Below are 20,001 nucleotides of genomic sequence, written 5' to 3' on the forward strand. Positions count from 1 at the left end.
AATGTTGTGCTATCGCCAACGATCACTAGCTCTGCACTGATGACAGTTCGTAGCACTCATTGATTGTTTGAATGGAGCGTTTTAGCCGACTCTCAATGTCAGCGATACTCATTAACTGCTTTTGAGATTTCAATCGCGTTCTGCCGTAAAGGTCTCGCTCCAGCATCAAAGGCTGCTCCAGACTAAAAAAAGGCATACACTTGTTCGTGAACGCATGAACAAGTAACCGACGATAGTTTCCCTGCCCATAGCCAATATCACAGCACTGCCAAACCCCTTCTTTAAGGGTAAGATCTTTTAAATGAAGATGCTCTGCAACGGACAAACTCGCTATTGAGTGCTCCAAAACGTCTAATTCGGGGCGATGTGATAGAAAGTTACCTGGGTCAAAATTAATACCCACCACAGATGTGTCTACATCGCTAAGAAACTGAGTAAAGTCACGCGCATCATTGAGTAAATAGCTTTTTCTATCCCCCACATTTTCAATCAGTATCTTAATCCCTGACGTTCGAGCCAACTCAAATGCTCGTCTCGCCTCACTGAAAAACTTCGACCAGCTCACCTCTCTTGGAGCATACAAAATTAGCCTAGAGCAAGACAATGCGATACACAGTTCGACACGTCTTAACAAGAGATCGGCGCAGTTCTCGCCTGTCATCTCGCAATGAGCAGCGATTGAAGTACATTTCATGTTGTGCCAACTAAGAACTGAACGAATCTGAATCGCATAATCTGAATTAATCATTGACTCATCTAACTCATGTATCGCACCTTGAATTAGAGCGACTTCGACATTTCTCACGCCTATCCGTGCCAATGACTTGATTGCATCTTCAAAACTATGCCCAGCATAAGCAACTGTGCTTACTGAATAGTTTTCAAGCATACGCTTGCTCCTCAATCACTTCGCTAGCCAGTCGAATTAATCGTAAGAGCCCCTCTGGGTGCCATGCTGTTCTACCCACAAACAATCCGTCGATATTCTGCTGCCGCAGTAACATCTTAGCGTTGTGAATATTGACACTTCCTCCATACAGCAGTGGTACCTTTTCAGCGATTGTTTTGCCATAGAGCTCAATAAGAGCAAGACGAACTGCCGATAACCCATGTTCAGCCTCTTCTGTTGTCGCAGGTAACCCCCGCTCTCCAATTGCCCAAACAGGCTCGTACGCAATGATGACTTGGCTTACCAGATCAGCTGATACTGTGTGGAGTGCTATTTTTACTTGGCGGGATATTGATTCCGCGGTTACGCCCCAACGCTTTTCGTCTATCGTATCTCCAACGCAAATCAAAGGTTTTAGACCTTCCAATAGCGAAAGCTTAACCTTTTTATTTACCGTCGCATCCGTTTCTCCAAACCATTCTCTCCGCTCTGAATGACCAATTTCGACTAGCGTTGCTCCTATGTCTTTTGCCATTCCTACCGATATCTCTCCGGTGAAAGGACCTGCACTTTCAAAGCCCACATTTTGAACACCCGTCAAGCACCCTGTTTCGGCAAGCGATGAACCCACCTGCTTTACATACGGAAATGGCGGGACTAAAAATGTCTGTAGTTCGACGTCAACGGCCGATAAATAAGGCTTTATAAACTCACAATATCTCACCACATCACTCTGGGTTTTATTCATTTTCCAACTAGAGCCTAGCCAAATCTTTTTCATGCTGGCTCTCCCACTAGCATCGATTCATGCATAAATTGCAAGATCAGTGACATAGATATGGCCCCGGGATCTGGATACCCCAGAGAACGTTCACCTAACGTTTTGGCTTTACCCGTGGTGGCAATCATTGATTTTGTCTCTTCAACCCCATTCTTTGCCGCTTGAACAATCAGTGGCATCGATTCTACTAACGGTAAATGTGACACTTCACGTGCCATTCGTGCGGCCGGAGCTAAAGCATCAATCATCGTTTTTGCACCTTCATCCGCGCCACCGCGCTTGCAAATACCTTCAAGTCCAGCAGCCAAAAATAGTGCGATCCCTGAGGTAGTGAGTTCTGACTTTCCAGCTACTGCTTTTCCACCCGCTCTAAACAGGGTGCCAAAGATCGCTCCTGAAGCCCCTCCCATCGTAGTTAAAAGTTTGGTGCCAACTTTGGTAAATACTTCGCCGACATTGCTGGCTTCAAAATCGAGTTCAATCATGTCATAGACATTTTGAAAACCGCGTTCGATACCAAGACCGTGGTCACCATCGCCAATGGCCTGATCCATTCGAGTTAGTAACGGTTCACTCTTTACCATATTCAATGACATATACTTGAGCATCTGTTTAGTTTCATTTTGATTCATGGTTATTTCCTCAACGCGAACGATTGACAAGGGGCTTGATAGAGTGACTTCAGTTGATCATCGAGTTTAAGAAGTGAGATAGACCAACCCGACATTTCCAGCGACGTGCAATATCCACCAATCAGGTTATCAACCACGGTCACCCTTTTTTCATTTAGGAATCGATGAACAGTTCGGTTGGCGATAAGCAGTTCCATTTGAGTCGAAGCTCCAAGGTTATTGACTAACACAGCGACCTCATCACCTGCTTGAAGGCCAGCCTCATGCTCAAGTTTGGACATCACGTCCAATACCACATCATCTGCGCTAGAGAGCGGCGATTTACCCACTCCCGGCTCACCATGCAGGCCCATTCCAACCTCAATCTCATCGTCGGCGATCTGGAAATTAAACTCGTCATTCCTTGGAATCGCACATGGACCGAGAGCAACACCAATAGAGCTGGTTCGTTTTAGTGCATACTCGGCAGCAGCAACGACTTGTTCAAAACTGTCTCCTCGTGCCGCTGCGGCACCGGCTATTTTGAGAACAAATAACGCCCCGGCTATGCCTCGACGCTCCTTTTGGTTGTCCATTGGTGCTGAAATAACGTCATCATTGACCCTGACTGTATGAGTTCTAACACCCTCGTCTTCCAACAGTTCAGCAGCTATATCGAAGTTCATGTTGTCACCGGCATAGTTGCCGTAAATAAACACCACACCATTTTCGGCATTGAGCGCCATAGCGGTTTCGAAAATGGCATCAGGTGTCGGTGCCGCAAATACATCACCAATGGCAACCGCATCCGCTAGACCCTCACCAACATAGCCACCATACATAGGCTCGTGACCAGCACCGCCTCCTGTAAACACGGCAACCTTGCCATTGAGTGGTGCCTTACGGATTGCGCAGGTAAACTGTGAGATAGGCTCCAGGTCAATTTGCATCGCCGCCACAAAGCCTTCGAATTGCTCACGCGCAACAACGTTTTTGTCGTTAATCAATTTCTTTGGTTTTCTCATCGCACTCTCCTTCGTCACTAGTCCGCGTGAATTTCTGCTTCGATTTCGCAGATTCTTTGCACTTTGGGCTTGGAGGATTCATCAATTTCTTCAGCATTTAGCCATGCCTCCAAGATGGTTTTAGCAAGCTCGACGCCAATCACTCGCTCCCCCATCGTGATGATCTGCGCACCGTTACTCTTTCTTGCTCTCACTGCAGAAAAAACGTCATGACATAATGCAGCACGTATACCCGGCACCTTGTTAGCGACAATAGACACACCGATACCGGTACCACAAACAATAATTCCGCGCTCATGAGTATTATCGGCCACTTTTTTAGCGACACGTTCAGCGATATCTGCGTATAAGTTAGACACACCTCTTGGAGCCTCACTATAATCGATGTATTTATAACCTAACTTATCTAAATGATTACAAAGCTCATATTTTAAATTCACTGCCGCGTCATCGCAGCCAATTGCAATACTCATATAACCCCCCAATTAATAAAGTGGATTGAACAACACTCATTATTAAAGTACTTCATTTTTCACAAGCCATATTTGAATTGAGTCACAAAGAATTTATTAATTTATTTCTTATTAATTCTGTAAATTAACCATTAAATAAAATTCTTTTATATTTTCTTTCTGTAAGTTTGCGTATTTGCAAAATAAATTATTTCACCAACCTAGTGTTTTAATATTCTTTTTTTGTACATTAATTCACTAGCAAAATATGTTAATTTTTATTAATTACCGTGACTCAGGTCGCGTTTGAAGTGCACTGTATATTTTATACTCAGTAGCAATTAACGGATGTTTTAATAAATTTTTTATTGAATGCGGTAGTAAATTAATTGATTTGGCTCAAACCTTGGTTTTTGAATGGAGACAGTGGTAATCACTATGAAACTATCAGAGCAAGCTTACAACAAGCTTAAATGTATGATTTTAGAGAACAAATTCAGAATAAATCAGCAATTACTGGTTGATGAGGCGGTCGAAATCTGTGGCTTTAGCAGAACTCCTGTGAGAGAAGCTCTGCTAAGGCTACAACAAGATGGGCTGATAAAACTCCACCCAAGGCACGGACTAAAGATATGTGCATTGTCAAGACGTGACGTAGAAGAGCTTTACGAGCTGATCGCTCATTTGGAAGTGATGGCACTCGATATTTGCATATCAAAGGGGCTAACCGAAGAGCAATTGAATATACTTCGTAACTACACAGCCCAAATGGAACAAGCACTTGATGATAACGACATTCAAAAATGGGCGATACATGACTTTGCGTTTCATGACCAGATTTTTCAATATACTGAAAACTCTCGACTTATAGAAACTGCCAGGAAATATAACGAACAAAATAAGCGCTGCAAAGATATTGTCATTAAACTTAGGCCCTTACCTTGGGATTCGATTATCGAACATAACAAATTAATTGACACTCTACAGTCTGGCAATATTGACGAAGCGAGAGAAATGCATTTAACACACTGGGATCAGGTATCTAAGCAATTTATTGAATTCTTAGAAAATTACCACTTCTTAGATAAGTAGCATAAAACCAAATAACTAACCTTTGAATTATATCCTATTTAAGGAGGGGCACTTATGTCCAAAATAAGTGTAGACGAGCTATACAAAATAGCGAATGACGTCAGGATTGATATTCTCGATATGGTTTATCAAGCCCAATCTGGTCACATTGGTGGTTCGTTCTCGGCTGCTGAAATTGTCACGACGCTCTATTTTTCTGAAATGAACAATCTCGACCCCACTAATCCAAAGCAGAGCAATCGCGACCGTTTCGTTCTCTCCAAAGGTCACGCATGTCCAGTGTGGTATGCCTGCCTGTCGCGTCTTGGCTATTTCAATAAGTCACACCTTCAGACACTAAGGCAGATTAATAGCATTTTGCAGGGACACCCTGACATGAAGAGCACTCCAGGGATCGACATTACCACAGGTTCACTAGGCCACGGCTGTGCCGCCGCTACCGGTATGGCATTGGAAGGCCAACTTGCAAAAGACGGGCGCCGTGTTTACTCCCTTCTCGGTGATGGTGAGTTAAATGAGGGGGTCGTTTGGGAAACCGCGATGGCAGCAGCTAAGTACAAGCTCGACAATCTGGTTTTCTTTGTCGACAAAAACAATCTACAGATGGATGGCACTAGCGACCAAATCATGCCGCTTCTCAGCATTGAGGATAAGTTTGCTTCTTTTGGATGGAATGTGATGACGATCGACGGTCACAGCATCGAACAGATTTTGAGTGCGCTTAATGAAGCGCGCGAATATAAAGGCAAACCTACCTGTATCGTCGCCAACACCGTCAAGGGTAAAGGCGTTAACTTCATGGAAGACGTTCGCAATTGGCACGGTAAAGCGCCAAGCGATGACGAGTTCCGAGCTGCTCGAGCTGAGTTGATCGCTTAATTTAAGGAAAGGTATTCACATGCTTACAGTCACTAAATCCAATACACCGACACGTCTTGCCTTCGCCGAGCGAATGGTTGAGTACGGCGAACTAAACACTGATTTTGCGGTCTTTGAAGCTGACATTGGTTATTCCACCAACTCTTATCTCTTCAACAACAAATACCCTGACCGCTATTTTCAAATGGGCATCGCCGAGTTTGGCATGATGGCTTCAGCGTCAGGTATGGCAGCAAATGGTCGACCTGTTGTAGTAGCAGGTTACGGCGTGTTCCTGACTATGCGAGCACTAGAGAGCGTACGAAGCTTCATTTGCTATCCGAACCTCAACGTTAAATTAATGTCATCTCACGGCGGCACAACAGCCGCTATTGATGGTGTCACGCACCAAGCCTCTGAAGATATGGCGTTAATGTCAACGCTACCGAATATGCATGTTTTTGCCCCATGTGATAGTGCGTCTAGCCGAGCCCTGTTCGATGTCACTATGGAAACGCAAGGCCCAGTATACTGCCGCCTAATGCGCGATGCCTACTATGAGCTCTACGATGAAACCGCAGAGTTTAAGTGTGGCGGCAGCAATACCTTATCGAAAGGGGCTGATATCACCCTTATTTCCTATGGTGACATCCTATTCCAAGCGCTTGACGCGGCCAACGAACTCAAAGCGGCTGGAATCAACGTAGAGCTTATCGATGCCTACAGTGTCAAGCCATTGGACTGGAAAACCATCAGTGCTTCTATCAAAAAAACAGGTCGCGTCATTGTCGCTGAGGGTCATCAAAAACGTAACGGTATGGCTTATGACATCGCTACTCGGATGGCAAAAGAGCAGATTCACGCACAGTTCGATCACCTAGGGCTAGACGACACCTTCGCTGAATCCGGAGCATATCCACTGCTTCTAGACAAGTATGGGTTGTCTTCCAAACACATCATCGACTGCGCCAGTGCCATGTTGGTGTTGGCCGAACCTACCGTTTAGCAATGAAATTTAGGCAAGTGCCTAAGGAGATTTATGTTTAAGCACGCTGTAATTACCCCGTTTTTAGGCCAGCAAAGGGATCGTTTCTCTGAATATAACGAACCCAAAACGCTGGAACAGAAACTACAAACACTTCGTACTATCGACGGTATGACGGGGGCCGAGTTGGTGTACCCCTACGAAGTGAACTACGACAATCTGGCCGAGCTCAAGCTGTTATTAGTCAAATATGATGTGAAAGTGGCGTGTATCAACGTCAATGTTAAGGTGGAGAAAGAATTCATTTCTGGTGGGTTGACCTCCCCAGATAAGGCCGTACGCGAGCGAGCGGTTAGCTTTATCAAAGAGGCAAAAGACTACGCAGAAGAAGTGGGAGCAGACAAAGTTCAGTGCTGCCCTTTAAGCGATGGCTATGAGTTTAGCTTCCAAGCAGACTATGTTGAAACATGGCAGCGTCTGTGCGAAACCTTTGGCGAAGCTGGCGACTACAAACCGCACATCCCTCTGTTCATTGAGTACAAACCCAACGAAGTACGTGGGCGTTGTTACCTCGATAATGCCGCCAAGACCATCTGTCTAATCAAAGACATTGGCAATCCCAATATTGGCGTCACTCTAGACTACGGTCATTCGCTTTATGGAGACAACAACCCGGCCGAAGAGCTCGCCCTGCTCAATTCTCTCGATATGAAGTACTACATCCATATCAACGATAACGACGGTAAGTGGGACTGGGATTACTTCTGTGGAAGCAGAAGCTTAATGCAATATATTGAATTTATTTACTATCTGAAGAAGTTTAACTACCAAGGTTGGCTTACATCAGATACCTCTCCGACTCGATGGGATATTGTAAAGATGTTTGAAGCGAACATTCGAATGACTAATCGTATCTCCTCGCGCATCGACACGATCGGTATGGAGACTTTTGGCGAAAGTTTGAGAAAGAAAGAGTACATGGATATCTGGGCCGATTTAGAGAGCTATTTCATCAAAATCTAACCCCAGTCGAGTAACCAGCAGTAATAGTCTGGCACAAGATCAGATACTGCATTCAAACAAGGTGAAACAAATGAAGATAAGAACTCTACTGACAAGTGTTTTAGCCACTGCACTTACCCTTAGTACAACAAGTGCAAGCGCCGTTGAGCATTACCCTACGCGCAACATTACTGACGTTGTTACCTGGTCTGCAGGGGGTGGTACTGACGTTATTAACCGTGTTGCAACTGCGTCGATGGCCAAGTACCTCGGAACGAATATCAATGTGATTAACAAACCTGGCGGCGTATCTGGCTCAGTCGGCTTGTTGGAAGGCTATAATTCAGCACCTGATGGCTATACCTTCGTCGGTCTATCTGAGTCGAACGTGGCGGCTGCGGTAATGGGTGGTTGGGACAATCGCATGGACGTGTTTGACTACTTTATCGTAGCCAGCTCACCTGATGTGATATCCGTGTCTAAAAGCTCCCCATTTAATACCATCGAAGAGCTTGTTGCGCACGTTCAAGAGAACCCAGGAAAAGTGCGGGTGGGCGCAGGATCGGCTGGTTCACTTCACCATATCAACTACTTAGCGTTTGAGAAAGGCATTAATGGAGAGATGAACTTCATCCCATTCCCAGGATCATCTCGAAGCCAAAACGCGGCCCTAAGTGGCGAAGTCGATGTGGTGATTACGTCTGTAGCCGAGCAAAACCAGTTAATCCAATCGGGCGACTTTAAAGCACTAGCAACCCTAACTGAAAACCCATTTACCGTTGGTGATATAGAGATTCCATCTGGCTTGCAAACCTATCCAGTTCTACAAGAATACCTACCTATCTCACAGGCCATCGGCTTCGCGATGAAGAAAGAAACGCCGGTAGAGATTAAGAAAACCGTTGCGAAGGCATTTGCAAGTGCAATGCAAAGCGAAGAAGTACAGACCTACGCAAATGAAAACCACTATGAACTCGTGGGTGAGTTCGGCAAAAAAGCGAATGAGCGCATGGCTCGTCTGGAGTCGCTATTTAGCTGGACACTATGGGATTTAGAGGCCGCGAAGATTAGCCCAGAAACATTGGGGATTCCTAAGCCCGAGTAATGCACTCATCGGCCAGTCACCGAGTGTGGCTGGTCTGCCTTTTCTTAATTGACGATTTGCTATTTGGGGGCAAAGATGTCTTCTCAAAATGAACTATCAGAACACGAAGAACAGGACAAAGAGACGTTAGAGCAACAGCAGATGCATGGATGGGACTTCGCGTTCTCACTTGTGGTTATGGTGTTTGCATTAATCGTAGTTGCCAACTCTTTAACCATGCCTTTCTCTGGTACGGTTGGCGGTGTAACGACTGAATGGTACGAATCACCTGGGCTTCTGCCTCTTTTTATTGGCTGCTCACTGTTTGCTGCTGGGCTGTCAGTATTCTTAAAAAGTAAAGCAGAGCAGGGTAAAGCGCTGCTAGCAAAACATTACAAAAACATTAACCCTACTGGTTTTCTTATCTCCGGTGGCGGCATCATCACCTACATCTACGTGTTGATCACTTGGTATGACTTCTTCCTTGCATCGGCCGTATTTCTAATATTCTACATTGGCCTTTATTACTTAGACACGGAAAACATCACGAAGCAACTACTGAAAATTTACTCAACGACCATTGTCATTTCGCTGATGCTGTTCGGATCGGGAGCCTCTGAATATGTTAACACGGCCTACCCATATACAACCGATGTCGTGCTGGTTATCAGTGCGATCGTAATGTCGGGTTACCTTTTCCATGCAGCGAAGCAACAAACTGCGGATATGACGGCAAAAGTGAGGAGATTACTCATTATCAGCATCGTCTTCCCGGCTGTACTTTGCCCGATCTTCAGATACTTCTTGTTGGTGCCACTTCCTAATGAAGGCCTGATCGTTGAGCAAGTATTCAACCAAACCTATTACACCTATTTAGCACCACCGAAACAGACAGAAGCAATGCAGCTTTCAGATGAAGACATGCAAGCGCTCGAAGATGCATTCTAAAAGGTGAAGAACATGGATATTCTATCTACATTCGGAAGTATGTTTTGGCATATTTTCACCTCGCCACTGCTGATCTTAATTCTCGTTGGCAGTACATTTTTGGGGATTATTTTTGGGGCAATGCCCGGTCTAACGGCGACGTTGGGTGTGGCACTGCTTACCACACTTACCTATGGCTTGGACAACCAAACCGCGTTGCTAGCACTGCTTTCAATCTATGTCGGCGGCGTTTACGGTGGTATGTACACCTCAATCTTGCTCAATATTCCGGGCACCGCCGCTTCCGCGGCGACTGCAATGGATGGTTATCCTATGGCCCAGCAAGGACAAGCTGGGCGCGCATTTGGTTTAGCCACTACCTCGTCACTGATAGGCTCGGCCATTGGTATGGTGTTTGTCGCTCTACTGTCACCCGTTATCGCTAAGGCCGCTCTACAGTTCACCTCATACGAATACTTTTTGTTGGCGTTATTCGGTATCTTGATTTCAGGCAGTTTAACGTCACCAGAGCTGGCGATTAAAGGTTGGATCGCGGGTCTTTTCGGTATTTGGTTATCGACCATTGGCCAAGACCATATGCAGATGTACCCCCGCTTTACTATGGGTATCCACGAACTCGATAACGGTATCGATGTCGTACCTGTACTGATCGGTGCCTTTGGTATCCCGCAAATCATGTCGGTGCTAGAGTCGAAGATGAAGATGAAATCGATGAACGCCAAATCGATTGGTAAGCTGCTTCCCGACTTTAAAACCATGTTCAAAAACACACGCAATATCATCGCATCTGCGCTTACCGGTGTTGGCATAGGTGCAGTGCCCGGCATTGGTGAGGACATTGCTGCGTGGGTAGCCTATGGTATTTCCCGCAAAACCAGTAAAAAGCCGGAAACATTTGGTAAAGGAGCGCCTGAGGGAGTCATCTCCACCTCGACGGCGAACCAAGCCTGTGTAGGCGGCGCAATGATCCCACTACTCAGTCTCGGCATCCCAGGCTCTCCACCAGCGGTAATGCTACTCGGCGCTCTTATGCTACATAACGTCGCGCCAGGCCCGATGCTTCTGAAAACCAACCCATCGTTTATTCCAGAAGTAACGGCGATTCTTTTCGCTGCAGCAATTGCGATGTGGGTATGCGGCATGATTCTGTCTAAGCAGGTCATCCATATTCTTCGTATCCCGCAAACGCTGTTTATGCCTCTCATCGCGGTACTGTGTGTTATCGGCTCATTCGCTCTAGGGATGCGAGTCTTCAACCTTTATCTGATGGGCATTATCGGCATCATCTCCTACTTCTTTATGAAACTAAAAGTGCCTATCGCGCCACTGGTCATCGGTGTGATTCTTGGACCTATGGCAGATACCTCGCTTAGAACCGGCCTTAAAACCACCGGCGGTAGTTTGATGCCCATGATTGAGCGCCCTATTTCTCTTATTTTGGTGTGTGTGATTGTGATGATCATCTGTAGCCAAATCCCAGCGGTTAACCGTGGGATACGAACACTATTTAGCACCGTCAAAAACCGACTTGCGACATCTTAAGGAAATTGTATGAAAACCATTGTCTGCTTAGATGGCTACACACTAAACCCAGGTGATAACCCTTGGGCTCCGATTGAGGCTCTGGGTGTATTTAAAGCCTATGACCGCAGCACAGGTGGCACTGAAGAAGTCATCGAAAGAGCCAAAAACGCGAGCATTATATTGACCAACAAGACACCGATTTGTAGGCAAGTGATTGACGCGTGTCCAGAGCTTGAGTGTATTGCGGTGCTTGCCACCGGCTACAACGTTGTCGACACCGAATATGCCAAGGAGAAGGGTATCCCAGTACTGAACGTGCCCGTCTATGGCACACAAACGGTCGCTGAAATGGTGTTCGCTCATATCTTCAACTTCGCTCGAAACGTTAGCGCGATGAGTGATGATGTGAAGCAAAATCTTGGCTGGAGTAGAAACCAAGATTGGACCTACTGGCTAACACCACAACTGGAGTTATCGGGTAAAACTCTGGGGATCGTCGGCTTTGGCAATATTGGTCAGCAAGTAGGGGCGATTGGCTCGGCTTTTGGTATGAACGTCATCGCTCATGATGAGTTTAATCGCCAAGATCCTAGCTACCCTCATCAAAAGGTAGCGCTAGAGACGTTATTAACTCAATCTGATTTCGTGTCACTGCACTGCCCCGCCCTGCCCACCACAGAGAACATGATCAATTCAGCCACGCTACAAAAAATGAAGCAGAGTGCGTTTTTGATCAATACCTCTCGCGGGCAGCTGGTTGATGAGGAGGCGTTGGCAAAGGTGCTCAACCAGGGCGCGATTTCAGGCGCTGCGTTGGATACGTTATGGCAAGAGCCTCCGGCGAAGAACAACCCGTTGCTGACAGCAAGCAACTGTGTCATTACGCCACACATCTCATGGGCTACACTCGATGCCAGACAGCGTATCATGTCGATGGTTGCTGGTAATATCCAAAGCTACCTTGACGGTACCCCAGTCAATGTCGTCAACCCCGCATAGGCACCCGTGATGCCTTATCAGCACTCAATTATCTTTGACTTTTTTGACCGTATCGAAGTCTGAGACGCCTAGATAATAAAAAAGGGTTAAAGCCTAGGCTTCAACCCTTTCACTCGTATGCATTTTCTGCGGTAAGGCTACTAGAGGCCAGCCTCAGCAAATACCTGATTCACAATTTCTTGCGCTTCCGCTTCGATCTGCTTCAAGTGGTCTTCGCCTTTAAAGCTTTCACAGTAGATCTTGTAGATGTCTTCTGTACCTGATGGACGAGCAGCAAACCAACCGTTTTCGGTAGTTACTTTAAGGCCACCGATCGCAGCACCATTGCCTGGAGCATGCGTTAGGCGCGCAGTGATTGCATCACCAGCAAGCGTTTCTGCTGATACCATCTCTGGAGATAGCTTCTTAAGAACATCCTTTTGCGGGCCATTAGCGACAGCTTGAATGCGGTTATATTTAGATTCACCGTGCTTAGCAGCCAGCTCTTCGTAGTACTTTTGTGGGTTCTTACCGGTTACTGCTGTAATTTCTGCAGCCAGTAGACATAAGATAATACCATCTTTGTCCGTTGACCAAGGCGTGCCGTCTTTACGCAGGAATGATGCACCCGCGCTCTCTTCACCACCAAAGCCGAACTTACCAGAGTAAAGACCATCAACAAACCATTTAAAGCCCACTGGGACTTCACACAGTTCGCGGCCTAGATCAGCGACAACGCGGTCAATAAGTGCACTTGATACCAGGGTTTTACCTACTGCGACATCTTTCGCCCAACCTTCACGATGACGGTATAGGTAATCAATACACACCGCTAGGAAGTGGTTAGGGTTCATCAGACCTTTCGGTGTCACGATACCATGACGGTCGTAATCTGGGTCGTTGCCGAATGCCAAGTCGTATTCATCTTTTAGTGCAAGCAAGCCTGCCATCGCGTATGGCGAAGAACAGTCCATGCGTACCACACCGTCTTTGTCTAGCGACATAAACTGGAAGCTAGGATCGATTGCCTCACTCACTAGCGTCAGGTTTAAGTTGTACGCTTTCGCAATTTGACGCCAATAATCGATACCGCTGCCACCTAGTGGGTCAACACCAATTTTTAGATCAGCATTCTGAATCGCTTCCATGTTGATCACATTGGTCAAATCCGCCACGTATGGTGCAACAAGGTCTTTCTCAACGAACAACTCTGATGCTTTTGCATCAGCAAGCTTCATGCGCTTCACGCCTTGCAGGCCCTCAGCAATCAGTTGATTAGCGCGGTCCTCAATCGCCTGAGTTAACTCACCTTCAGCTGGGCCACCGTGTACAGGGTTGTACTTGATGCCACCATCTTGCGGCGGGTTATGGGATGGAGTAATCACGATACCATCGGCTTTAGCATCACTCTCTAGGTTGTGAGTAAGAATAGCGTGAGAGACACCTGGGGTCGGTGTGTAACCATTATCAGCTTGAGCGATAACTTGAACGCCATTGGCTACTAAAACTTCAACCACGCTTGAGAATGCTGGCTCGGATAGGGCGTGAGTGTCTTTACCGACAAACATTGGACCTGTTGTTCCGTGTTCAGCACGCACTTCCGCTACCGCTTGTGCGATCGCCAGAATGTGGTTTTCATTAAATGTAGATTTATCTGCCGTACCACGGTGACCAGATGTACCGAACTGAACCTTGTGTTCTAGGTTAGCGGCTTCTGGTTGAAGTAAGTAGTAGTTAGAAACTAGGGCAGGAATGTTGTGCAGGTCTTCTTGCAAAGCCTTTTGTCCCGCACGAGGGTGCATAGCCATTTCGACATCCTTTCTTTAATAACGAAAAAACAAAAAACCTCATAATACTGATGTTTATAATCGTATTATGAGGTTTGTGTCCAATTTCTTTAAATTGACAGTGTGACTTTTTCAATCAAGTCTGCTGGGAAACTCATTCTCACCATCAACTGCTCAACCATCTGACGTTTGCGGCTGGTATTGTTGTTGGTTATCACCCAGAACGGTGTGTTTGGAATCGCTTTCGGTTTGGTTGTCTTGCCACCTTCCAGCAAAGTTTGTTCGTTCTCAGCAAAGTAGACTCGCTTACGGCCTTTAACCTGCATCGCTTCCGAAAAGTCAGCTGGATTGAGAGTATATAGCGTTGATAGAACTAGCATAAAGCGATCAATCGCTTTCTTCAGGCCAGCAAACTCATCTGAAATAAGCAGTGAGCGCATCTCCTTGATGCTATCTACACCGTTGACGCGCCCAGCATCCTTACTGACTACGATACCTTGTGGCTGCTCTACCGGCTCAGCTGCTACCTGCACAATCGGTGCAGTTTGTTGTTCCCCATCGACTTTTAGCAGACGTCGTAAAATGTCTGACGCACTCTCACCGATATGTTGGGTTTGGCTAGCAATGTAGCGGTAAAGATCCTCATCAACCTCAATTGTTTTCATTCGCTTTTCACAATCTCAATGTTTAAACTCTGAGGAATTATACCCAAGTCAACCCAAGATGCTAGGGATGATCCTGCAAATAACACCATCATAAAAAGAAAACTATGGATAAACTGCTCAACTACAAAATTCAAGGAAACGGCGAACCCCTCCTTCTTGTACATGGCCTGTTCGGTAGCCTTGATAACCTCGGGCTACTAGCACGAGGTCTACAAGAACGCTATCAAGTGATCAGCGTTGATCTGCGAAATCACGGACGATCATTCCATTCAAAAGACCACTCTTATGCCAGCATGGCGGGCGATATTAGCGCACTTTTAGATCATCTCGGCATTCATCAGTGCATTGTCGTTGGCCATTCAATGGGCGGCAAAGTGGCGATGAAATTGGCAAGTACGCAACCAGAGCGTGTGAAACAGCTGGTTGTAATGGATATGTCTCCCGTCGCCTACCAAACGCATCGTCACGACAATGTGTTTTCCGGCCTTCAGGCCGTCAATGAGCGGCGTCCAAAATCTCGAAAAGAAGCGATGGTGATTCTTCAACAACATATCGAGATTGATGGCGTACGGCAGTTTCTCTCGAAATCGATGTACACCCAAGATGGCGTTATAGTCTGGGGCTTCAATGTGGATACATTACTGGAGCAGTACCAAGACATCGTCGGTTGGTCACAAGGTCAGCCCTATTCTAAACCTACCTTGTTTATGAAAGGAGCTGACTCTGACTATATTTCTGCAGAGCACCAACCACAAATCAAAGCTCAGTTCCCCTTGGCAAAAGCTCACATTATCGCCAACACAGGACACTGGCTGCATGCAGAGAAACCTGCGGAAGTCCTTAGAGCAATCACCAAGTTCCTAGATAAATCAAAGTAACTTCTTTCCTTTTTAATCTATGTATTATTGTTAAACAGGAATCATTAACTTTAGTGGATAACAGTGGTATAGTGCGCCCAAGCAATTTGGCATAAAGGGAAAGTATGCTCTACGACTACATGAACGTGTTGGAATCCATTGGTTTAGACCTCCTATTTGCAGCGATCTTCTTCTTGATCGGTATGGCAATAAAGGACGTACTCAAACAGGCTAATGTTCCACCCTTTGGTCGTCGTATTGTCTGGCTTGTGCTCTTTTTGGGTTGTGCTGGATTTATCGCAAAAGGGATTATCCAAATCAGCTGGGAAGGGACTGGACTCTGAGTTCATCAACACATTGCAGATGTATTCCAATGTGGCCCTATTTAGCCAACACTAAACAAACAAAGGTAGAGAATCTATGGCAAGTGTAGGTATCTTTTTCGGCAGCGATACAGGTAACACTGAAGCTGTTGCTAAGATGATTCAAAAGCAACTAGGTAAACAACTGATTCACGTACAAGATATCGCGAAGAGTAGTAAAGAAGATGTCGATAACTTCGACCTACTGCTACTTGGTATCCCGACTTGGTACTACGGTGAAGCTCAGTGTGATTGGGACGACTTTTTCCCAGAGCTAGAGCAAGTGGATTTCTCTACTAAACTTGTGGCTATCTTCGGTTGTGGAGACCAAGAAGACTACGCTGAGTACTTCTGTGATGCGATGGGCACAGTGCGTGATATTGTTGAAGCGAAGGGCGGTACTATCCTTGGTCAAACATCAACAGACGGCTACGAGTTCGAAGCATCTAAAGCACTTGTTGAAGGCGACGATTCTCAGTTTGTTGGTCTGTGTATCGACGAAGATCGTCAACCAGAGCTGACTGAAGAGCGCGTTAACAACTGGTGTAAGCAACTATTTGAAGAGATGTGCCTAGCAGAGCTAGCTGACTAATCTGACTTAGATTGCATTAAAAGCCCAAGCCTCACTGCTTGGGTTTTTTTGTATCTAACTGTGTATGACCATTCACAATTTAGTCATAGTTAGGCTTCCCTATGCTGCGGTTTCTTCCGAATATAAAGCTTGCGTTCTACCTCGGCGACAACCTCACCTGAGCGATCTTTTACATGTACGACAAACTCTGGAAAGCACTTTTCACCTGTCGAAGTTAGCGCCCAAATTTCATCGAGTTGCTGCTGACTCAACTCAAAATCCGCGTACAGATCTGTGCCACCTGGTTTAATAAAGTTGATGCTTGCCTCTTTATCCCAAACATAATACTTTGGCCCCAAAATCCCCATTAACATCAAAGCGTAAACAGGATCGGTAAGAGAAAACATACTGCCGCCATATTGTGTTCGATTGGCATTCTTGTTCCACCAACGTAGCTTTAAACGCATTTTTACCTGGCGAAAATCATCACTGATCGAAATGATTTTAATGCCTGCCCCCCAAAAAGGTGGCCATATGTTTAGAGCGAAGCGAACTACATTGGGTTTATAAATCTTGTCGAACATATCGAGATAAATCTAACTGTCTACATTTGTTACACAATTGTAACTCATCAGACCAGCTGTCGCACTTTTATCTACTCGAATTTTAGACTTCGGTTTATCCCTTTGAAGTTCAAGGTTTATTGTTTTCCTCGCTTGCCATATAATCGAGACATAACTAAATTCATGTGAAAGATGAAGATCGTCAACAGGAACGTATATGCCGGACAATAATAAAGCCTTAAAGGATGCAGGTCTTAAAGTCACCCTGCCTAGGTTAAAAATATTAGAACTACTGCAGCAACCAGATTGTCAGCATATCAGCGCTGAAGACTTATACAAAAAGCTCATCGATTTAGGCGAAGAGATTGGCCTCGCTACCGTCTATCGCGTACTTAACCAATTTGATGATGCAGGTATCGTAACGCGTCACCATTTTGAAGGCGGAAAGTCTGTCTTTGAACTGGCAACACAACACCACCATGATCACCTTGTGTGTCTTGATTGTGGTGAAGTCATCGAGTTTTCAGATGAAGTCATTGAGCAGCGTCAAAATGAAATCGCTCAGAACTACAATATGACGTTGACGAACCATAGCTTATATCTCTACGGCAAAAGCCATAACAGTGCTTGTAAGACTGATCCAAACTACCACAAAAAGAAATAACCTCTCTTTCCCAAGGTAGACCGAGTGACAAAGCCAGCAGCAATGCTGGTTTTTTACGTAGTGGCGCTAATAATTAGGTAAAACATTGCCCTTTACATCCCAGGAAGCGCTATCTTTTCTCGAAAATGCACGGTTTATTATTTCTGTGCTATCATACTGCGCTTTCAAAATACCCGAAGAGATCTTACCTTGAGTCAACAGATTAAATTACTCGTTGGTCTAGCGAACCCTGGACCTGAATATGCTAAGACACGTCACAATGCTGGGGCGTGGGTAGTTGAAGAGTTAGCGCGCTCAAACAATGTGATCCTAAAGAATGAAGCGAAATTCTTTGGATACACTGGACGCATTATGCTCAATGGTGAAGATCTCCGCCTGCTGATCCCAACCACTTTTATGAACCTATCTGGTAAAGCAATCGCAGCACTTGCTAAGTTTTATCAAATCAAGCCTGAAGAGATCATGGTGGCACACGATGAACTTGATCTTCCGCCAGGAGTCGCTAAGTTCAAAAAAGGGGGGGGACACGGAGGCCATAATGGTCTGCGTGATACCATCAGTAAACTCGGGAATAACAAAGAATTTTACCGTCTCAGAATTGGCATTGGCCATCCTGGACACAAAGATAAAGTATCAGGTTATGTGTTAGGCAAAGCACCAGCAAAAGAACAAGAGTGTCTTGACGCTGTTGTTGACGAATCCGTTCGCTGCTTAGATATCCTTATTAAGGATGGCCTAACTAAAGCACAAAACCGCTTACACACGTTCAAAGCTGAATAAGGTTACTATCATGGGTTTTAAATGTGGCATCGTTGGTCTACCAAACGTAGGTAAGTCAACTCTGTTTAACGCACTCACTAAAGCGGGTATCGAAGCCGCTAACTTCCCTTTCTGTACTATCGAGCCAAACACGGGCGTAGTACCTGTGCCAGATCTACGTCTAGATGCTCTAGCAAAGATCGTTAACCCACAGAAGGTTCTTCCGACAACGATGGAGTTCGTGGATATCGCTGGTCTGGTTGCGGGTGCATCACGTGGTGAAGGTCTGGGTAACAAATTCCTAGCAAACATCCGTGAAACTGATGCGATTGGTCACGTTGTTCGTTGTTTCGAGAACGAGAATATTGTTCACGTTGCAGGTAAAGTGTCACCAATCGAAGATATCGAGGTGATCAACCTTGAACTTGCTATGGCTGACCTTGATTCATGTGAGCGTGCTATCCAGCGTAATGCTAAGAAAGCAAAAGGTGGCGATAAAGACGCTAAATTTGAGCTAACAGTCCTTGAAAAGCTACTACCTGTTCTAACTGAAGGCGGCATGGCACGTACGGTTGAGCTTGCTAAAGAAGAGCTAGCAGCCGTTGGTTACCTTAACTTCCTAACGCTAAAGCCAACAATGTACATCGCTAACGTGAACGAAGATGGTTTTGAAGATAACCCATACCTAGATGCAGTGCGTGAGTTCGCAGCGAAAGAGAACAATGTGGTTGTTCCAGTTTGTGCAGCTATCGAATCTGAGCTTTCAGAGCTTGATGACGAAGATCGTGAAGAGTTCCTTGCTGACATGGGTATTGAAGAACCAGGCCTTAACCGTGTTATCCGTTCTGGTTACGATCTACTTACACTGCAAACATACTTCACTGCAGGCGTAAAAGAAGTACGTGCATGGACTATCCCTGTCGGTGCAACAGCGCCTCAGTCAGCGGGTAAGATCCATACAGACTTTGAAAAAGGCTTTATCCGCGCTGAAGTTGTCGGTTATGACGACTTTATCGAATTTAACGGTGAAAGTGGTGCTAAAGATGCTGGTAAATGGCGTCTAGAAGGTAAAGATTACATTGTAAAAGATGGCGATGTGATTCACTTCCGCTTCAACGTTTAAGCTAAGCGTTTAAAATACCATCAAACAGTCAGCAATTGCTGGCTGTTTTTATATGTGCTCAAAATATCCGTTCGTAATTTACTATCAACCTTCAAACATTTAACTGAGATTTATCTGCAAGAATAACGACAGTTTTAGATCACAAATACGCCTCTTTGTTTAAAAAGAAAGCGAACGATTGATTTACGCAAATTTTCTCCAAAAAACTATTGACGGCTTGCAGTGATATCCGCATAATCCGCTCCGTTCTCAGCGATACCGCAGAGAAAAATAAATGGCTACGTAGCTCAGCTGGTTAGAGCACATCACTCATAATGATGGGGTCACAGGTTCGAATCCCGTCGTAGCCACCATTTTCTAAGTGCTTTTTTAAAGAGCCTTTAGAAAAACAACGTTACTAAGATTAACCAATCATCTTAGA

General features: G+C 45.5%; 22 protein-coding genes and 1 tRNA gene. 15 read left to right on the top strand and 8 right to left on the bottom strand.

All coding sequences use genetic code 11. The annotated features are described in order from the left end of the window. Positions 1-25: 25 nt before the first annotated feature. From GT360_RS10355 to GT360_RS10375, 5 genes are read right to left on the bottom strand one after another with little or no spacing between them, the layout of a single operon-like run. Positions 26-889 carry a sugar phosphate isomerase/epimerase family protein gene (locus GT360_RS10355; protein WP_164648793.1) on the bottom strand — a complete coding sequence of 288 codons (864 nt, stop codon included), beginning with the start codon at positions 887-889 and terminating at the stop codon, positions 26-28. Beyond that, positions 882-1,670, bottom strand: a complete 789-nt coding sequence (locus GT360_RS10360) for a triose-phosphate isomerase (protein ID WP_164648794.1) — start codon at positions 1,668-1,670, stop codon at positions 882-884. The genes GT360_RS10355 and GT360_RS10360 overlap by 8 nt, the downstream gene beginning before the upstream one ends. Then, positions 1,667-2,302, bottom strand: coding sequence for a dihydroxyacetone kinase subunit DhaL (dhaL, locus tag GT360_RS10365; RefSeq protein WP_164648795.1), 636 nt, complete (start codon positions 2,300-2,302; stop codon positions 1,667-1,669). The genes GT360_RS10360 and dhaL overlap by 4 nt, the downstream gene beginning before the upstream one ends. A gap of 2 nt (positions 2,303-2,304) precedes the next feature. Next, positions 2,305-3,306 carry a dihydroxyacetone kinase subunit DhaK gene (locus GT360_RS10370; protein WP_164648796.1) on the bottom strand — a complete coding sequence of 334 codons (1,002 nt, stop codon included), beginning with the start codon at positions 3,304-3,306 and terminating at the stop codon, positions 2,305-2,307. A gap of 17 nt (positions 3,307-3,323) precedes the next feature. Beyond that, complete coding sequence (locus GT360_RS10375) at positions 3,324-3,779, bottom strand: RpiB/LacA/LacB family sugar-phosphate isomerase (RefSeq protein ID WP_164648797.1); 456 nt, start codon at positions 3,777-3,779, stop codon at positions 3,324-3,326. 417 nt (positions 3,780-4,196) lie between these two features. Between GT360_RS10375 and GT360_RS10380 the strand changes: the two genes are divergently transcribed. The 8 genes from GT360_RS10380 (at position 4,197) to GT360_RS10415 (ending at position 12,250) form a co-directional block, all read left to right on the top strand. Next, positions 4,197-4,850 carry a GntR family transcriptional regulator gene (locus GT360_RS10380; protein WP_164648798.1) on the top strand — a complete coding sequence of 218 codons (654 nt, stop codon included), beginning with the start codon at positions 4,197-4,199 and terminating at the stop codon, positions 4,848-4,850. 54 nt (positions 4,851-4,904) lie between these two features. Continuing rightward, positions 4,905-5,729, top strand: a complete 825-nt coding sequence (locus tag GT360_RS10385) for a transketolase (protein ID WP_164648799.1) — start codon at positions 4,905-4,907, stop codon at positions 5,727-5,729. A gap of 19 nt (positions 5,730-5,748) precedes the next feature. Next, positions 5,749-6,714 carry a transketolase family protein gene (locus GT360_RS10390; protein ID WP_164648800.1) on the top strand — a complete coding sequence of 322 codons (966 nt, stop codon included), beginning with the start codon at positions 5,749-5,751 and terminating at the stop codon, positions 6,712-6,714. Between the two features lie 33 nt (positions 6,715-6,747). Further along, positions 6,748-7,716, top strand: coding sequence for a sugar phosphate isomerase/epimerase family protein (locus tag GT360_RS10395; protein ID WP_164648801.1), 969 nt, complete (start codon positions 6,748-6,750; stop codon positions 7,714-7,716). 70 nt (positions 7,717-7,786) lie between these two features. Next, a complete protein-coding gene (locus GT360_RS10400; protein ID WP_164648802.1) occupies positions 7,787-8,800 on the top strand; it encodes a Bug family tripartite tricarboxylate transporter substrate binding protein in 1,014 nt (337 codons plus the stop codon). Between the two features lie 75 nt (positions 8,801-8,875). Then, positions 8,876-9,727, top strand: a complete 852-nt coding sequence (locus GT360_RS10405) for a hypothetical protein (protein ID WP_164648803.1) — start codon at positions 8,876-8,878, stop codon at positions 9,725-9,727. 12 nt (positions 9,728-9,739) lie between these two features. After that, positions 9,740-11,269, top strand: a complete 1,530-nt coding sequence (locus GT360_RS10410) for a tripartite tricarboxylate transporter permease (RefSeq protein WP_164648804.1) — start codon at positions 9,740-9,742, stop codon at positions 11,267-11,269. A 9-nt stretch (positions 11,270-11,278) separates the two neighbouring features. Beyond that, positions 11,279-12,250 (top strand): D-2-hydroxyacid dehydrogenase, encoded by a 972-nt coding sequence (locus GT360_RS10415; RefSeq protein ID WP_164648805.1) that lies wholly within the window; start codon positions 11,279-11,281, stop codon positions 12,248-12,250. Positions 12,251-12,390: 140 nt separating this feature from the next. On the opposite strand, the gene pgm is transcribed toward GT360_RS10415, so the two are convergent. Together pgm and seqA are read right to left on the bottom strand one after the other, a co-directional pair. Then, complete coding sequence (pgm, locus tag GT360_RS10420) at positions 12,391-14,037, bottom strand: phosphoglucomutase (alpha-D-glucose-1,6-bisphosphate-dependent) (RefSeq protein WP_164648806.1); 1,647 nt, start codon at positions 14,035-14,037, stop codon at positions 12,391-12,393. Between the two features lie 89 nt (positions 14,038-14,126). Next, positions 14,127-14,681: a replication initiation negative regulator SeqA gene (gene seqA, locus GT360_RS10425; RefSeq protein ID WP_164648807.1), complete on the bottom strand. Its 555-nt coding sequence runs from the start codon at positions 14,679-14,681 to the stop codon at positions 14,127-14,129. A gap of 104 nt (positions 14,682-14,785) precedes the next feature. On the opposite strand from seqA, the gene GT360_RS10430 reads away from it, so the two are divergent. The 3 genes from GT360_RS10430 (at position 14,786) to fldA (ending at position 16,492) form a co-directional block, all read left to right on the top strand. Continuing rightward, positions 14,786-15,559 carry an alpha/beta fold hydrolase gene (locus GT360_RS10430; protein WP_164648808.1) on the top strand — a complete coding sequence of 258 codons (774 nt, stop codon included), beginning with the start codon at positions 14,786-14,788 and terminating at the stop codon, positions 15,557-15,559. A gap of 104 nt (positions 15,560-15,663) precedes the next feature. Beyond that, positions 15,664-15,882: a DUF2788 domain-containing protein gene (locus GT360_RS10435; protein WP_164648809.1), complete on the top strand. Its 219-nt coding sequence runs from the start codon at positions 15,664-15,666 to the stop codon at positions 15,880-15,882. A 76-nt stretch (positions 15,883-15,958) separates the two neighbouring features. Continuing rightward, a complete protein-coding gene (fldA, locus tag GT360_RS10440) occupies positions 15,959-16,492 on the top strand; it encodes a flavodoxin FldA (protein ID WP_164648810.1) in 534 nt (177 codons plus the stop codon). A gap of 89 nt (positions 16,493-16,581) precedes the next feature. Here fldA and GT360_RS10445 read toward each other — a convergent pair whose 3' ends face one another. Then, entirely contained in the window at positions 16,582-17,055 is a 474-nt protein-coding gene (locus GT360_RS10445; RefSeq protein WP_164648811.1) for a DUF4442 domain-containing protein, read from the bottom strand. Between the two features lie 196 nt (positions 17,056-17,251). Between GT360_RS10445 and fur the strand changes: the two genes are divergently transcribed. From fur to GT360_RS10465, 4 genes are all read left to right on the top strand, one after another. Further along, positions 17,252-17,698, top strand: a complete 447-nt coding sequence (gene fur / locus GT360_RS10450; protein ID WP_164648812.1) for a ferric iron uptake transcriptional regulator — start codon at positions 17,252-17,254, stop codon at positions 17,696-17,698. 189 nt (positions 17,699-17,887) lie between these two features. Beyond that, positions 17,888-18,478: an aminoacyl-tRNA hydrolase gene (pth, locus tag GT360_RS10455; protein WP_164648813.1), complete on the top strand. Its 591-nt coding sequence runs from the start codon at positions 17,888-17,890 to the stop codon at positions 18,476-18,478. A 10-nt stretch (positions 18,479-18,488) separates the two neighbouring features. Next, positions 18,489-19,580: a redox-regulated ATPase YchF gene (gene ychF, locus GT360_RS10460; RefSeq protein ID WP_164648814.1), complete on the top strand. Its 1,092-nt coding sequence runs from the start codon at positions 18,489-18,491 to the stop codon at positions 19,578-19,580. 276 nt (positions 19,581-19,856) lie between these two features. After that, positions 19,857-19,933, top strand: a tRNA-Met gene (locus GT360_RS10465). Positions 19,934-20,001 lie beyond the last annotated feature (68 nt).

Origin of the sequence: Vibrio astriarenae, from assembly GCF_010587385.1 — a bacterium.
In the GTDB taxonomy this organism is placed as follows: domain Bacteria; phylum Pseudomonadota; class Gammaproteobacteria; order Enterobacterales; family Vibrionaceae; genus Vibrio; species Vibrio astriarenae.